Origin of the sequence: Streptomyces sp. V3I7 (assembly GCF_030817495.1) — a bacterium.
Taxonomy (GTDB): domain Bacteria; phylum Actinomycetota; class Actinomycetes; order Streptomycetales; family Streptomycetaceae; genus Streptomyces.
The window spans coordinates 5,881,623-5,896,090 of record NZ_JAUSZK010000001.1 but is presented as its reverse complement, the minus strand read 5'-3'; the positions used below and the strand labels follow the sequence as shown (position 1 = coordinate 5,896,090).

General features: G+C 72.4%; 13 protein-coding genes and 1 tRNA gene. 6 read left to right on the top strand and 8 right to left on the bottom strand.

Annotated elements, in window-relative coordinates; all coding sequences use genetic code 11:
* Positions 1 to 7 precede the first annotated feature (7 nt).
* From QFZ74_RS27265 to QFZ74_RS27250, 4 genes are all read right to left on the bottom strand, one after another.
* Positions 8 to 580 carry a hydrogenase maturation protease gene (locus tag QFZ74_RS27265; RefSeq protein WP_307623482.1) on the bottom strand — a complete coding sequence of 191 codons (573 nt, stop codon included), beginning with the start codon at positions 578 to 580 and terminating at the stop codon, positions 8 to 10.
* The gene (locus QFZ74_RS27260) at positions 577 to 2,331 is read right to left on the bottom strand and encodes an enoyl-CoA hydratase-related protein (RefSeq protein ID WP_307623481.1); all 1,755 of its coding nucleotides are present in this window, start codon (positions 2,329 to 2,331) and stop codon (positions 577 to 579) included. Before QFZ74_RS27260 ends, QFZ74_RS27265 begins: the two co-directional genes overlap by 4 nt.
* A 66-nt stretch (positions 2,332 to 2,397) precedes the next feature.
* Positions 2,398 to 3,189 (bottom strand): FadR/GntR family transcriptional regulator, encoded by a 792-nt coding sequence (locus QFZ74_RS27255; RefSeq protein ID WP_307623480.1) that lies wholly within the window; start codon positions 3,187 to 3,189, stop codon positions 2,398 to 2,400.
* Positions 3,190 to 3,193: 4 nt separating this feature from the next.
* Positions 3,194 to 4,534 carry an enolase C-terminal domain-like protein gene (locus tag QFZ74_RS27250; protein ID WP_307623479.1) on the bottom strand — a complete coding sequence of 447 codons (1,341 nt, stop codon included), beginning with the start codon at positions 4,532 to 4,534 and terminating at the stop codon, positions 3,194 to 3,196.
* Positions 4,535 to 5,070: 536 nt separating this feature from the next.
* On the opposite strand from QFZ74_RS27250, the gene QFZ74_RS27245 reads away from it, so the two are divergent.
* The 6 genes from QFZ74_RS27245 (at position 5,071) to QFZ74_RS27220 (ending at position 10,577) form a co-directional block, all read left to right on the top strand.
* Positions 5,071 to 6,111, top strand: a complete 1,041-nt coding sequence (locus QFZ74_RS27245) for an MFS transporter (RefSeq protein ID WP_307623478.1) — start codon at positions 5,071 to 5,073, stop codon at positions 6,109 to 6,111.
* Positions 6,089 to 7,036, top strand: a complete 948-nt coding sequence (locus QFZ74_RS27240) for a fumarylacetoacetate hydrolase family protein (protein ID WP_307623477.1) — start codon at positions 6,089 to 6,091, stop codon at positions 7,034 to 7,036. The genes QFZ74_RS27245 and QFZ74_RS27240 overlap by 23 nt, the downstream gene beginning before the upstream one ends.
* Before the next feature lie 30 nt (positions 7,037 to 7,066).
* Positions 7,067 to 8,524: an aldehyde dehydrogenase (NADP(+)) gene (locus tag QFZ74_RS27235; protein WP_307623476.1), complete on the top strand. Its 1,458-nt coding sequence runs from the start codon at positions 7,067 to 7,069 to the stop codon at positions 8,522 to 8,524.
* Positions 8,525 to 8,676: 152 nt separating this feature from the next.
* Positions 8,677 to 8,750: transfer RNA gene (locus tag QFZ74_RS27230), tRNA-Pro, on the top strand.
* 135 nt (positions 8,751 to 8,885) lie between these two features.
* Entirely contained in the window at positions 8,886 to 9,605 is a 720-nt protein-coding gene (locus QFZ74_RS27225; protein WP_307623475.1) for a transketolase, read from the top strand.
* A gap of 54 nt (positions 9,606 to 9,659) precedes the next feature.
* A complete protein-coding gene (locus tag QFZ74_RS27220) occupies positions 9,660 to 10,577 on the top strand; it encodes a transketolase family protein (protein WP_307623474.1) in 918 nt (305 codons plus the stop codon).
* A gap of 10 nt (positions 10,578 to 10,587) precedes the next feature.
* On the opposite strand, the gene QFZ74_RS27215 is transcribed toward QFZ74_RS27220, so the two are convergent.
* From QFZ74_RS27215 to tdh, 4 genes are all read right to left on the bottom strand, one after another.
* Positions 10,588 to 10,947, bottom strand: coding sequence for an MmcQ/YjbR family DNA-binding protein (locus tag QFZ74_RS27215; RefSeq protein WP_307623473.1), 360 nt, complete (start codon positions 10,945 to 10,947; stop codon positions 10,588 to 10,590).
* A gap of 64 nt (positions 10,948 to 11,011) precedes the next feature.
* Entirely contained in the window at positions 11,012 to 11,920 is a 909-nt protein-coding gene (locus QFZ74_RS27210) for a LysR family transcriptional regulator (protein ID WP_307623472.1), read from the bottom strand.
* A 212-nt stretch (positions 11,921 to 12,132) separates the two neighbouring features.
* Positions 12,133 to 13,326 carry a glycine C-acetyltransferase gene (locus QFZ74_RS27205; protein WP_307623471.1) on the bottom strand — a complete coding sequence of 398 codons (1,194 nt, stop codon included), beginning with the start codon at positions 13,324 to 13,326 and terminating at the stop codon, positions 12,133 to 12,135.
* Between the two features lie 19 nt (positions 13,327 to 13,345).
* Positions 13,346 to 14,374, bottom strand: a complete 1,029-nt coding sequence (gene tdh, locus QFZ74_RS27200; RefSeq protein ID WP_307623470.1) for an L-threonine 3-dehydrogenase — start codon at positions 14,372 to 14,374, stop codon at positions 13,346 to 13,348.
* Positions 14,375 to 14,468: the final 94 nt, after the last annotated feature.

Sequence of the window (14,468 nt, the reverse complement as noted above, 5' to 3'; positions counted from 1 at the left end):
CGGCGGATTAGCGTGCGAGACCGGCCGCGGGCGGGTCCGCCGATTCCTCCTGGCGGCTCAACGGGGGTGTGGCCGCCGGGTCGGCGAGCAGGGCGGGCACCAGGGTGTGCAGGGCCTGGACGGCGGGCCCGATCGCGTCGCGCACCGGCGTGCTGAGGCCAGGGTCGATGTCCTCCTCGGGGTCGGGGCGGGCCGCGGGCTCGCAGGCGAGGACGAGGACGCGCGGCAGCGGGCCGTCGCCCAGGTGGGCGGCGAGAGCCAGGACCTTGGCCGGGTCCATGCCGTGGGCCTCGGGCGGGGCGGCGGCCGGGGCCCCGTCCGGGAGGTCGGGCTCGATCAGCGACAGGGTTCCGGGGCGGTGGCCGCGTACGGCCACGTCGACGAGCACGGCGGTGGTGTAGCCGTCGAGCAGCGTGTACGCGAGGTCGAGACCGCGGATGCCGAAGTCCCGTACGTGCGCCCCGGGCGGCAGCGGGCGCCGGTCCAGGGCGCGGATCACCTCGGGGCCGAAGGCGTCGTCGGCGAGGAAGATGTTGCCGACGCCCGCCACGAGCAACCGCGCGTCCGGCGCCGACGTCATCGTTCGGCCCCGATGCCCTGCTCGCCGACCGGGGACAGCGGGCGGGCCGAGCCGCCGGGCACCTTGCGGACGAAGGCCGAGCGCAGGGCGTGATAGGGGGCGTGCGGATCGAAGAACGTGGCGTGCATACGGGCGAGTTCGGCCCGGCGGTACGCGGCGAGCGGCCGCTGCGTCTCGTCGGCCTGGCGTGCCGAGGCCTTGGCGGCGATCCGCTCGCCGAGGTCCGGGGCGCCGGCGAGGGCGGTCGCCGTGCGCTCCACCTCGGCGGTGAACGCCTGGGGCGTGACCGGCAGCAGACGGTCCACCAGTCCGATCCGGGCGGCCGCGGCGGCGCTCACCGGCAGTGCCTCGGTCGTCAGCCGCTCGGCCGTCTCGGCTCCGACGCGGCGCGGCAGGGTGTACGTCCAGTACTCGGAGCCGTACAGGCCCATCCGCCGGTAGTGCGGGTTGAGGACGGCGCCCTCGCGGCACCACACCTGGTCGGCGGCGAGGGCGAGCATGAGGCCGCCGGCCGCCGCGTTGCCGCCGAGCGCCGCGACCACCAGCCGGTCGGTGGTGCACAGGATCGTCTCGACCAGGTCGTCCATGGCGTTGATGTTGGCCCAGGACTCGGCGGCCGGGTCGGCGGCCGCCTCGATGACGTTGAGGTGGATGCCGTTGGAGAAGAAGTCGCGGGCCCCGCCGAGGACCAGGACCGAGGTGGGGCGGGTGAGCGCGTACCGGTAGGCGGCGAGCAGCCTGCGGCAGTGGTCGGTGCTCATCGCGCCGCCGGGGAAGGAGAAGGTCAGGAAGCCGGTGTCGCCGTGCTGCCGGTAGCGGATGTCGGTCCAGGTGTCCCGGTCGGCGGGCAGGTCGAGCGGGACGGGGACCTCCGGCACCCAGGTCAGCCCGACGTACGCCCGTCGTACGGCGCCGGGCGGGACCGGGAAGGCGGCGAGCACGGAGGCGGCGGGGCGGCGGAAGGGCGCGGGGTCGCCGGAGTTCTTGCGGGGGCGCATCTCCGGGATCCACACGGCGCCGTCGCGGGTGGCCCGGCACACGGCCCCGGCGCGGGTCGCGAGCAGTTCACCGGGGCGGCCGCGCAGCCGGTCCTCGGGGTGTCCGCCGTGCAGGAACAGCTCTTGGCCGCAGATCTCGTCCAGGACGCCGGGCTGGGAGTCACCCCCGCGGAGCTTGCGCAGCACCGTGCGGGTGGTGTCGTTCGCCCAGTCGATCCGCCGCTGTTCCTGGCGGAAGGCGTCGCGCCAGATGACGCGCAGCTCGGGGTCGCTCTGCGGCCGCGGCTTGAAGGCGCCCTCGGCGTAGCGGCGTACGGCCAGCAGGACGGCGGCCGCGGCGGCGTCGGCGAGCTCGCCCCGGTACAGGTCGCTCTTGCCGACCGGCGGCACCGGGAACGGCTCGGCCGCCCAGATGGCGCCCGCGTCCATGGACGCCTCCGCCTGGAGCACCGTCACCCCCCACTGCGGGGCGGACTCACCGATCGCCCAGTCCAGGGAGGAGGGGCCGCGGTCGCCCGGCGGCCCCGGGTGCACGACGAGGCAGGTGTGCTCGCGCCACACGTCCTCGGGCAGGGCCGTCTTGAGCATGGGGGCGATGATCAGCTCCGGGCGCAGCTCCGCGACCGCGGCACGGACCGCGTCGGGTCCGTGCGAAGCGAGCACGACGTCCACCCGGTGCCCGAGGTCGGACAGTTCGGCGTACACGCGCTGGGACAGGCTGTTGAACGCACTGACGACGAGCAAGAGGTCCATGTTGGGGCATGTTCGCCGGTTTCGGGGTGGGCGAAAAGGGTTACCGCGGCGTTTCGCCGGGCTCGGTCAGATGCGTTCCTCCATTCGGATCCCCTTCGCGTCGGCTTCCGGGGAATGCTCCCGGACCGCGTCGAGGCGTTCGCGCACCCAGGCCTCCACGTCGTCGACGTGGCGGTGGGCCGCGGTGAAGGCGGCGAGGCTGTCGCGGGCGCGCAGGGCACGGTAGATGTCCATGTGCTGCTCGTGGCTCCACGACAGGACGTCGGACTTGACCAGGGCCCGCCAGATGCGGGCCCTGGCCGTGCGCTGGGTGACGGAGGCCAGCAGGGACTCGAGGGTGCGGTTGCCGGTCGCCGCCACGATGTCGGCGTGGAACGCGAGGTCCTCGCGCACCAGTTCCTCCGGATCGTGCAGGGTGCGCATGCGCTCGATGCGCCCGCGCAGGGCGTCCAGGGTGGCCTCGTCGATCCGGGTGGCCGCGAGCGCGGTGGCGCCCGGTTCCAGGACCTTGCGGCACTCCAGCATCTCGTCGAGCCCGGTGTCGTGGGCGAGGTCGAGGAAGCTGCCGATGGCGCGGAGCAGCCGGTCGGGGCGCAGATCGGTGACGTACGTGCCGTCGCCGCGGCGCACGTCCAGGACGCCGGCCATGGCGAGGGCGCGGACGGCCTCGCGGAGCGAGGGACGGGACAGCTCCAGCTCGCCGGCGAGCACCATCTCCGGGGGCAGGCGCTGCCCGGGTGCGAACTCCCCTGCCTCGATGCGCTCCTTGAGGCGGTTGATCGCCACGTCGACGACGCTTCCGGCGCTCTCGCCGAGGCTGTCCGTGTCTCTCTTCTTCGCCATGGGCTTCTTCGGCATGGGCTCAGGATGCCACCTGGGCATCGGCCGGAGGCCGGCTCCAGACGGGACCCTCGGGGTAGCGATGGGCCTCGAGCGTCTCGCGTCGGATCTGCGCGCTGTAGCCGGGGGCTTCGGGCACCAGGTAGCGCGAGCCGCGAATGCGGACCGGGTCGTGGAAGTGCTCGTGGAGGTGGTCGACGTACTCGATGACGCGGTTGTCCATCGAGCCGCTGACCGCGACGTAGTCGAAGACCGAGAGGTGCTGCACCAGTTCGCACAGGCCGACGCCACCGGCGTGCGGGCAGACCGGTACGTCGTGCGCGGCGGCGAGCAGCAGGGAGGCGACGGCCTCGTTCACGCCGCCGAGGCGGCAGGCGTCGATCTGGCAGATGCCGATCGCCTTGGCCTGGAGGAACTGCTTGAACATCACGGCGTTGTGGGCGTGTTCGCCGGTGGCGACGTGGGTCGGCGCGATGCGCTGGGCGATGGCGGCGTGGCCGAGGACGTCGTCGGGGCTGGTCGGCTCCTCGAACCACCAGATGTCGAACTCGGCGAGCGCCTGCGCCCAGGCGATGGCCTCCTCGACGCCGAGGGTCTGGTTGGCGTCGATCATCAGCCGGCGGTCGGGGCCGATGATCTCGCGGGCGATGCGGCAGCGGCGTACGTCGTCGGCCAGGTCGGCGCCGACCTTGAGCTTGACGGCGTTCCAGCCTTGGTCGACGGCCTCCTTGCACAGCCGGGCGAGCTTGGCGTCGTCGTAGCCGAGCCAGCCCGCGCTGGTGGTGTAGGCGGGGTAGCCGTGCTCGCGGACGTAACGCTCGCGTTCGGCGCGGCCCGGCGCGCGGGACTCCAGCAGTTCGAGCGCGGCCTCGGGCGTGAGCGCGTCCTTGAGGTAGCGCCAGTCGACCAGGTCGACCAGTTGACGGGGCGTCATGTCGGAGAGCAGCTTCCACACCGGCTTGCCCGCGAGCTTGGCGGCGAGGTCCCAGGCGGCGTTGACGACGGCGGCGGTGCCGAGGTGGATGGTGCCCTTGTCCGGGCCGAGCCAGCGCAGTTGGCTGTCGCCGAGCAGATGGCGGGAGAACCCGCCCAGGTCGCCGACCACTTCGGCGACGGACAGGCCCACGGCGCGTTCGCCGACGGCGCGGGCGGCCTGGACGGCGAGGTCGTTGCCGCGGCCGATGGTGAAGGTGAAGCCGTGTCCCTCGGACACGTCCGTGCGCTTGTCCCCTCCGGCCACGCGCAGGACCACGTAGGCCGCGGAGTAGTCGGGCGCGTCGTTCATGGCGTCCGAGCCGTCGAGCTCCCGCGAGGTGGGGAAGCGGACGTCGATCGTCTCCACATCGACGATACGGGCGGTCATCGGCAATCACTCCTGTGTGTGACGACGGTTGAGGCACGTACGCAGGGCCAAGATGTCAGATGTCTATCGATTCCGTCAGATGTTTCTCTCAATTCAGCGCGCTGAAACACCAGTTACCTAGGTATTGCGACACCCCGACTCCATCACTACGGTCCAGACGTCAGATGTTTCTTGCTCCTTGGCCAGCGACTGCCAGACAACCACCCACCCCTACGCGCGTCAGCGTGGACCGCAGGGAGGTCCGATGGATCCGACGGAAACGGTGACCAGCCAGGAGAGCGTGCGCCGGAAGGTCTCCCGGCGCCTGCTGCCCCCGCTCTTCGTGATGTTCGTGCTGAGCTTCCTGGACCGCACGAACGTGGCACTCGTGAAAACCCACTTGGAGACGGACGTCGGCATCGGCGCCGCCGCCTTCGGCTTCGGCGCCGGCGTCTTCTTCCTCGGGTACGCGGTGCTCGGCGTGCCCTCCAACCTGGCGCTGCACCGGATCGGTGCGCGCCGCTGGCTGGCCGGTCTGATGTTCGTGTGGGGCGCTGTTGTCCTGCGCGATGGCCCTCGTCACCAACTCCTCCTCCTTCTACGTGCTGCGCTTCCTGCTCGGAGCCGCGGAGGCGGGCTTCTTCCCCGGCGTGATCCTCTACATCACCTACTGGTTCCCGGGCGCCGACCGCGGCAGGGCCACCGGCCTGTTCCAGTCGGCCGTCGCCGTCGCGAGCATCATCGGCAACCCGGTGGGCGGCTACCTCATCGGGCTCGACGGCCTGGCCGGCCTCGCGGGCTGGAAGTGGATGTTCCTGCTGGAGGGCGCGCCGACCGTCGTACTGGCCCTGTTCATCCCCAGGTTGCTCACCGACCGCCCGGAGCAGGCGGGTTGGCTGACGTCCGACGAGCGGAGACTGCTCACGGAGCGCATCGCGGCGGACGAGCCGGGCGCCGGCGCACGTCCGCCCCGGCGGGCTCGCGAGATCATCCGCGACAGCCGGGTGCTCCGTCTGATGTTCGTCTACTTCGCGATCCAGATCAGCGTGTACGGCGTGACGTTCTGGCTGCCCGCGCTGGTCGGCCGCATCGACGGCCTCGGCGATGTCGGCATCGGCTTCGTCTCGGCGCTGCCCTGGGTGTTCGCCCTGCTCGGCGTGCTGATCCTGCCGTGGTGGTCGGACCGTACCGGCGACCGCCGCGGCCCGCTCGGACTCGCGCTCGTGCTCACGGTCGTCGGGCTCGTCGGCGGCGTGCTGCTGCCGCCGGTGCCCGCGGTCGCAGCCCTGTGCGTCGCGGCGTTCGGCTTCCTCGGCGCGCAGCCGGTGTTCTGGACGGTGCCGCCGACGCTTCTCGCCGGCGTCCAGATCGCCGGCACCATCCCGCTGATCTCCGGTTTCGGCAACCTCGGCGGCTTCGTCGGCCCGTATCTGATGGGCGCCGTCGAGGCGGGCACCGGGTCCGGGGCCGGCGGCCTCTACGTCATCGCCGCGATCGCCGCCGCGGGAGCGGCCGTCGTCGCCGGTTTCCGCTGGGTCGGACACCGCACCCCCGCCACGGCAGAAGGGATCACCGATGCACCTCGTGCGCTTCGCTGACGACACCGGGACCGTCCGCACGGGCGTCGCCGACGCCTCCGGGACCGTGCGCCCCTTCGAGGGCTCACCGCGCATCGCCGACCTGCTGCAGCTGCCCGCGGCCGACCTGCGCGCCCTTGTCGAGGCCACCGCGGCCGCCCCCGGATCCGGCCCCGGCCTCCCGGCGGACGCCGTCCTCCTGCTGCCGCCGCTCGACGGCCTCATGGAACTCTGGGCCGCGGGCGTCACCTACGAACGCTCGCGGGACGCCCGGATCGCGGAGAGCACCGAACAGTCCGTGTACGAGCGGATCTACGACGCCGAGCGCCCCGAGCTGTTCTTCAAGTCACAGCCCTGGCGCGTGGTGACCGATGACGAGCCGATCGCCGTCCGCGAGGACTCCGAGCTGAACGTGCCCGAGCCCGAGCTCGGCCTGGTACTCAACAGGCAGGGGGAGACCGTCGGTTACGTGATCGTCGACGACGTCAGCTCCCGCTCGATCGAGGGATCGAACCCCCTCTACCTGCCGCAGGCCAAGGTCTACGCCGGAAGCGCGGCGGTGTCGTCGGGGATCGTGCCGTTCTGGGAGGTGGAGGACGCGACCGCGCTGAAGATCGGTCTGGTCGTGCGGCGTTCGGGCGCCGTCGCCTACGAGGCGACGACCACCACAGCCTCCTTCCACCGTCCGCCGCGGGACCTGGTGGACCACCTGTGGCGTTCCCAGCCGTTCCCCGACGGCGCCGTGCTGTCCACCGGCACCGGGATCGTCCCCGGCCTCGACTTCACCCTCCGGTCCGGGGACGTCGTCGAGATCACCGTCGAGGGCGTCGGCACGCTCTCGAACCCGGTACGCGACCAACGGGCCGAACTGGACTGGCTGGTGGAGGCGATCGACCGGCCGTTGGCGCGGCGTGCGCACCGGGTACGCCCGCAGGAAGACACCTGAGCGAGACGACAGAGCGAGACGAGGAGACTGATGACCGACATGGACGACACCACACCGGCCGAACTCGACGCCGTCCTCACCGCGGCGTCCGCGGCCGCGCGGCCGCTGGCGGCACTGCGGCCGCGCGAACGGGTCGCCCTGCTCACGGCCGTCGCGGACACGCTCGACGGAGCGGCCGACGAGCTGGTCCCCCTCGCCGGTGAGGAATCGGGCCTGCTGGAGGGCCGACTCCGCGGCGAACTGCTGCGGACGACCGTTCAGTTGAGGTCCTTCGCGGCGGTGCTGGAGGACGGTGGCTGCCTCGACGCCGTCATCGACCGGGCGCTGCCAAAGACCCCGCTGGGCCCCCGGCCCGACCTGCGCCGGATGCTCGTCCCGCTCGGGCCGGTGCTCGTCTTCGCTGCCAGCAACTTCCCCTTCGCCTTCAGCGTCGCGGGCGGCGACACGGCCTCGGCCCTCGCGGCGGGCTGCCCGGTCGTGGTCAAGGCGCATCCGGGTCACCCCCGACTGTCCGTGCGCACCGCCGAGTTGATCGTGCGGGCGCTGCGCGCGGGCGGTGCGCCCGAGGGTTCCTTCGCCCTCGTGACCGGCCTGGAGACCGGACGGAGCGCGCTGCTCGACCCGCGGATCAAGGCCGCCGCGTTCACCGGGTCCGTCCCGGCCGGGCGGGCCCTGTTCGACCTCGCGGCCGCGCGTCCGGCGCCCATCCCCTTCTACGGCGAACTCGGCAGCCTCAACCCGGCGTTCGTCACCCCGGGCGCCGTCGTCGCCCGGGGAGCGGAGGTCGCCGAGGGCTATGTCGCCTCCTTCACCCTGGGGACCGGCCAGTTCTGCACCAAGCCGGGACTGCTGTTCCTCCCGCGGGGCCACGGCCTCGACGAGCGGCTCGCCAAGGCCGCACGGGCCGTACCAGCCACCCGGATGCTGCACCCCGGGGTGTACGACGGCTACCGCAAGCGCTCGGCCGCCATGAGCACCGCCGACGGCGTGCGCACGCTGGTGGAGGGCGGCACCGGCGAGGACCTCACCGCCGCGCCGACACTGCTCGTCACGGACGTACCGACGCTGCGACGCCACCGCGAGGTACTGCTGGAGGAGGCGTTCGGCCCCCTGTCGGTCGTGGTCGAGTACGCCGACGAGGACGAACTCCTCTCCATGGCCGAGGAGTTCGAGGGCAACCTCACCGCCACGGTGCACGCCGAACCGGCCGAGGCCGATCTTGTACGCCCGCTGCTGGCGGTGCTGAGCGAGCGCGCGGGCCGGCTGGTCTACAACGGCTGGCCGACCGGCGTCGCGGTCACCGCGGCCATGCACCACGGCGGCCCCTACCCCGCGACCACCGCCGCCCTGCACACCTCCGTAGGCTCCTCCGCGATCACCCGCTTCCTACGCCCGGTCGCCTACCAGGACATACCCCAGGACCTCCTCCCGGAGGCCCTCCGGGACGACAACCCGCTGGGGGTGCCGCAGCGAATCGACGGCGACTGACCTCGACCCGCAGGACGTCGCGTCACCGGATCATGCAGCCGCCGTAGCCGGGGATCGCCCGTGTCCCGGGAAACGGGTGCGCGATCACCGAGCCGAGTGCGGTATTGTTTCCCTGCGCGTTTCGACCGGGGAAAGCCCAGGTCAGACGACACCGGGACGTGGCGCAGCTTGGTAGCGCACTTGACTGGGGGTCAAGGGGTCGCAGGTTCAAATCCTGTCGTCCCGACTCGAAAGAGTCGCAGGTCAGGGGCTGTTTTGGAGCAATCCGAAACAGCCCCTCGATCATTTCCGGGGCCGGTTCCAGGCGTCCCGACGATCATCTCTTGACCTCAAGCTCGGTCGAGGTTGCACGATCGTTCGCATGACGATCACCGAGCAAGACGAGCGGACGTACGAGCGGACGTACACCTACGCGGACCTGCCCGGGCTGATGAGCCTGATGACCGGCGACGAGAAGCACGGGCCCGCCGCGACCTCCACGCTGGACGTGCTCTGGGTCCTGTACGACCGCGTCCTGCGGGTCGGCCCCGACCGCGTGGACGATCCGGGCCGGGACCGGTTCCTGCTGAGCAAGGGGCACGGGCCGATGGCGTACTACGCGGTGCTGGCCGCCAAGGGGTTCCTGCCGGTGGGTTGGCTGCCGGGCTTCGGCTCGTACGACTCCCCGCTCGGCCACCACCCCGACCGGGTGCTGGTGCCGGGCGCCGAGATCGGCAGCGGCTCGCTGGGGCACGGGCTGCCGATCGCCGTCGGCACGGCCCTCGGGCTGCGCGCCCAGGGGCTCGGCCAGCCCGCCGTCTGGGCGCTGATCGGGGACGCCGAGCTGGACGAGGGCAGCAACCACGAGGCGATCGCCTTCGCCGGACCCGCGGGACTGGAGCGACTGCACACCGTCGTCATCGACAACGCCTCCGCGAGCCATGCCCGGCCTGGCGGGATCGCCGCCCGTTTCGAGGCGGCCGGCTGGTCCGCGGTGACCGTCGACGGGCGTGATCACGAGGCGCTGTATGCCGCGTTCACCGCCCCGCACCCGGGCCGGCCACATGTGGTCGTGGCACGTGTCGAGCCGAAGTTCCTCTGAAATCGCTCGTGAAATCCCTCTGAAAGCCATCGCGAAAAGAAGGGCCCACCCGTCATGGACACCATGCGTGACCGTTTCGCCCCCGTCGTCACCCGCCTGCTCGACGAGGATCCCCGGGTCGCGATCGTTCTCGCCGAGATCGGCAAGGACGGCTTCGCCGAGGCACTGCGCCGGCACCCGGACCGGGTGATCAACGTCGGCATCCGCGAGCAACTCCTGGTCGGCGCCGCCGCCGGGCTGGCGCTCACCGGACTGCGCCCGGTCGTGCACACCTTCGCCAGCTTCCTCGTGGAGCGGCCCTTCGAGCAGGTCAAGCTGGACCTGGGCCACCAGGACACCGGCGCCGTACTGGTGAGCGCGGCGGCCTCCTTCGACTGGCCCGCCGGCGGCTACACCCACATGTCGCCCGGCGACGTGGCGCTGCTCGACACCCTGGACGACTGGACCGTCCATGTGCCCGGGCACCCCGACGAGGCCGAGACGCTGCTGCGGCACGCGGTCGCCGCGGGCGACGACAAGGTGTACGTCCGGCTGTCCGTGCAGGCGAACCGGCAGCCGCTCGCGGTCGACGGCGAGCGTTTCCGCACCGTGCGCGAGGGCCGCTCGGGCGTGGTCGTCGCCGTCGGCCCGATGCTGGACGCGGCGCTCGCCGCCACGGAGGGCCTCGACGTCACCGTCCTGTACGCCACGACCGTACGGCCCTTCGACGCCGCCGCGCTGCGCCGTGCCACGGAGACGGCGGGCACGGACGTCGTCCTCGTCGAGCCGTACCTCGCGGGCACCTCCACGGCCGCCGCGAGTGAGGCCCTCTCCGACGTGCCGCACCGGGTTCTCGGGCTCGGCGTGGGCCGCCGCGAGCTGCGGCGCTACGGCACCGTCGAGGAGCACGTCGCCGCGCACGGCCTGGACGCGCGGGGGCTGCGGGAGCGGATCGGCGCGTTCCTGGGGAGCCGGGTGCCGGAGCGGGCGTGAGCCAGGGCTGCTACGCCTCGTCCGGGACCCCGAGGTCCGGATGGGCGTCGAGCAGCCGGGGCGGGGCCGCCTGGCGCCAGGAGTCGGTGAGGATGGCGCGCAGCTCGGTCTCGTCGTCCAGGGCGGCCAGGCGGGCGCGGACCCAGGCGAACTGGGCCTCGTGGCCGGCGATCCAGAACTTCTCCGGCTCGGCGAGGACCAGCTCGTCGCGTTCCTCCTTGGGGCAGCGCACGGCGAGCGACGTCTCGTTCTCGGGCAGCGTGGCAAACATCTTCCCCGCCACCCGGAACGTGGGCATGTTCCAGGCGGTCTTCTCGGACGTGTCCGGCAGGGACAGGGCGATACGGCGTACGTCTTCGGCATCCGGCATGACTGGCACCGTAGCCGCAGCCACTGACAGTCACCTGGTGGGAGCGTCCGGTCCGGCCGGTTCCCTAGGCGCGGGCGGCCGCCGCGTCGCCGAGCGCGTCCAGCACCGGGCGGATGAGCGGATGGTCCTCGGATCCGCGGCGTACGGCCGCGAAGACCCGGCGGGTGGGGGCGACCCCGTCGACGGGGCGGACGACCACGCCGGACAGGTCCATGCCGCGCAGCGCGGAGCGGGGCACGAGGGCGACGCCCGCGTCGGCGGACGCGAGGGCGACCACGGCCCGGAAGTCGTCCGAGAAGTGTTCGAGCCGGAGCTGGAACCCGGCACTCTCGCAGGCCAGGACGACCACGTCGTGGCAGGGGTTGCCGGGGTACGGGCCGATCCACGGGTCCTTGGCCAGCTCGGCGAGGGGGACCTCGGCGGCGTCGGCCAGCCGGTGGTGCACCGGGACGACGGCGTCGAAGGGCTCGGCGTACAGCGGGACGTGGGTGAGGCGGGGGTCGTCGGCGGCGGGCGCCCCGCGGTACTCGACGGCGACCGCGACCTCGACCGCCCGGTCCAGGACCATGGGCACACTGGCGTCGCCCTCCGTGTCCTGCACACGCAGGCGTATGCCGGGCGCCGTCCGGGCGAGCCGGGTCACCGCGGGCGCCACGACCTGCGCGATGCCGGTCGCGAAGGCAGCGACGGTGACGGTGCCGGCCGCCCCCGAGCTGTACGCGGCCAGCTCCGCCTCGGCCCGCTCCAGCTGGGCGAGGACGGCGTTGGTGTGGCCGAGCAGGATCTCGCCGGCGGGGGTCAGGCGTACGCCCTTGGCGCTGCGCTCGACCAGGCGGTGGCCGGTCTCCTGCTCCAGGGCGGTGAGCTGCTGGGAGACCGCGGAGGGCGTGAGATAGAGCGCGGCGGCCGCCGCGGTCACCGTGCGGTGGTCGGCCACCGCACGGAGGATGTGGAGCCGCCGCGCTTCGATCATGCGATGGATTATGGCAAAACGTCCGGAGCGATCGGTTCCGGGCCGCGCCCGACTCGGCTCGGGCCCGCCCCGGACCGGTTCCGGGCCGGACCCGGAGACGGGCCGGGACCGGAAACCGCCCCCCGATCCGGAGACGAGGCCGACCCGGAAACCGGCCCGGACCCGCAGACCAGACCGACCCGGACTCGCAGCCCGGCACCGCCCCGGCCCCGTCAGGCCTCCAGCGCCGCCCGGGCCGCGACGAACGCGTCCACCGCGCGGTCGACGTCCTTGGTGGAGTGCGCGGCGGAGAGCTGGACGCGGATGCGGGCCTTGTCTTGCGGCACCACCGGGTAGGAGAAGCCGATCACATACACGCCGCGCTCCAGCAGCAGCTCGGCCATGCGGGCCGCCTTCGCCGCGTCGCCGATCATGACCGGTGCGATGGCATGGTCGCCGGGGAGGACGTCGAAGCCCTCCTCCGTCATCCGGCTGCGGAACAGCGCGGTGTTCTCGGCGAGCCGGACGCGCAGGTCGTCGGCCGCCTCCAGCAGGTCGAGCACCTTCAGCGAGGCCGCCGCGATCACCGGGGCCAGGGTGTTGGAGAAGAGGTACGGACGCGACCGCTGGCGCAGCAGCGCGACGATCTCCGCGCGCGCGGCCACGTAGCCACCGGAGGCGCCGCCGAGCGCCTTGCCGAGCGTGCCGGTGATGATGTCGACGCGGTCCATCACGTCGTGCAGCTCGGGGGTGCCGCGGCCGCCGGGGCCGACGAAGCCGACGGCGTGGGAGTCGTCGACCATGACCATGGCGTCGTACCGGTCGGCGAGGTCGCAGATGTCCTTCAGGGGCGCGACGTAGCCGTCCATCGAGAAGACGCCGTCGGTGACGATCAGCTTGCGGCGGGCGTCCGAGGCCTCCTTGAGCTGGGTCTCCAGGTCGGCCATGTCGCGGTTGGCGTACCGGAAGCGGCGGGCCTTGGACAGCCGGATGCCGTCGATGATCGAGGCGTGGTTGAGGGCGTCGGAGATCACCGCGTCCTCGGGGCCGAGGAGGGTCTCGAAGACACCGCCGTTGGCGTCGAAGCAGGAGGAGTACAGGATCGTGTCCTCCTGGCCGAGGAACGCCGACAGCCGCGCCTCCAGCTGCTTGTGCACCTCCTGCGTACCGCAGATGAAGCGCACGGAGGCCATGCCGTAGCCCCAGCGGTCGAGCGCCTCGTGGGCGGCAGCGACGACGTCGGGGTGGTCGGCGAGGCCGAGGTAGTTGTTCGCGCAGAAGTTGAGGACCTCGCCGGGGCGGCCGCCCGCGGTGACGTTCACGGTCGCGGACTGCGGGGTGCCGATGACCCGCTCGGGCTTGTGCAGTCCGGCGGCGCGGATCTCGTCGAGGGTGGTGCGCAGATCGTCGCGTACGGAATCGAACATCATCAGTTCCTTGAAGTCCTCAGAGGGTCCAGTCGAGAATGATCTTGCCGCCGCGGCCGCTGGCGGCGTCGGCGAAGGCGGCCTCGTGGTCGCGGAAGTCGTAGCGCCCGGTGATGACGGGAGAGAGGTCGAGCCCGCCCTCCAGCAGGACCGACATGGCGTACCAGGTCTCGAACATCTCGCGGCCGTAGATGCCCTTGATCGTGATCATGGAGGTGACGATCCGGGACCAGTCGACCGGGAACTCCTCGGACGGCAGCCCGAGCATCGCGATCCGGCCGCCGTTGGTCATGTTGGCGATCATGTCGCGCATCGCCTCGGGGCGGCCGGACATCTCCAGGCCCACGTCGAATCCCTCGCGCAGGCCGAGGACGCGCTGGCCGTCGGCGATCGTCGACTCCGCGACGTTGAGGGCCAGGCTGACCCCTATCTTGCGGGCGAGGTCGAGGCGGTCCTCGCTGACGTCGGTGACGACGACGTTGCGGGCCCCCGCGTGCCGGGCCACGGCCGCGGCCATCAGGCCGATCGGGCCGGCGCCGGTGATCAGCACGTCCTCGCCGACCAGCGGAAACGACAGCGCAGTGTGCACGGCGTTGCCGAACGGGTCGAAGATCGCCGCGATGTCGAGGTCGACGGGCACGCGGTGCACCCACACGTTCGCGGCGGGCAGCACGACGTACTCGGCGAACGCGCCGTCCCGGCCGACGCCGAGGCCGACGGTCGCACGGCAGAGGTGACGGCGCCCGGCCAGGCAGTTGCGGCACTTGCCGCAGACCAGGTGGCCCTCGCCGCTGACCCGGTCGCCGACCTTGATGTCCACGACGTACCGGCCGGTCTCGACGACCTCGCCGACGAACTCGTGGCCGAGTACGAGCGGGGTGCTGATGGCCTGCTGCGCCCAGCCGTCCCAGTTGCGGATGTGGAGGTCGGTGCCGCAGATCCCGGTCCGGAGGACCTTGATCAGCACGTCCCCGGGACCGGCCTGCGGCTCCGGGACGTCCGTGAGCCAGAGCCCGGGCTCCGCCTTCTCCTTGACCAGCGCCTTCACGCGACGGCTCCTGTGGGTGAGCTCCCGGTCCGGAGCACACCGAACGGCCCCGCCGGGAGTGGGGTGAATTCCCGAGCAATGTGCCTCACGCCGA

Bases quoted from the DNA above. Each gene is read 5' to 3' on its own strand.
- QFZ74_RS27265 (WP_307623482.1), bottom strand. From the start codon at position 580: ATGACGTCGGCGCCGGACGCGCGGTTGCTCGTGGCGGGCGTCGGCAAC.
- QFZ74_RS27260 (WP_307623481.1), bottom strand. From the start codon at position 2,331: ATGGACCTCTTGCTCGTCGTCAGTGCGTTCAACAGCCTGTCCCAGCGC.
- QFZ74_RS27255 (WP_307623480.1), bottom strand. From the start codon at position 3,189: ATGCCGAAGAAGCCCATGGCGAAGAAGAGAGACACGGACAGCCTCGGC.
- QFZ74_RS27250 (WP_307623479.1), bottom strand. From the start codon at position 4,534: ATGACCGCCCGTATCGTCGATGTGGAGACGATCGACGTCCGCTTCCCC.
- QFZ74_RS27240 (WP_307623477.1), top strand. From the start codon at position 6,089: ATGCACCTCGTGCGCTTCGCTGACGACACCGGGACCGTCCGCACGGGC.
- QFZ74_RS27235 (WP_307623476.1), top strand. From the start codon at position 7,067: ATGACCGACATGGACGACACCACACCGGCCGAACTCGACGCCGTCCTC.
- QFZ74_RS27225 (WP_307623475.1), top strand. From the start codon at position 8,886: ATGACGATCACCGAGCAAGACGAGCGGACGTACGAGCGGACGTACACC.
- QFZ74_RS27220 (WP_307623474.1), top strand. From the start codon at position 9,660: ATGGACACCATGCGTGACCGTTTCGCCCCCGTCGTCACCCGCCTGCTC.
- QFZ74_RS27215 (WP_307623473.1), bottom strand. From the start codon at position 10,947: ATGCCGGATGCCGAAGACGTACGCCGTATCGCCCTGTCCCTGCCGGAC.
- QFZ74_RS27210 (WP_307623472.1), bottom strand. From the start codon at position 11,920: ATGATCGAAGCGCGGCGGCTCCACATCCTCCGTGCGGTGGCCGACCAC.
- QFZ74_RS27205 (WP_307623471.1), bottom strand. From the start codon at position 13,326: ATGTTCGATTCCGTACGCGACGATCTGCGCACCACCCTCGACGAGATC.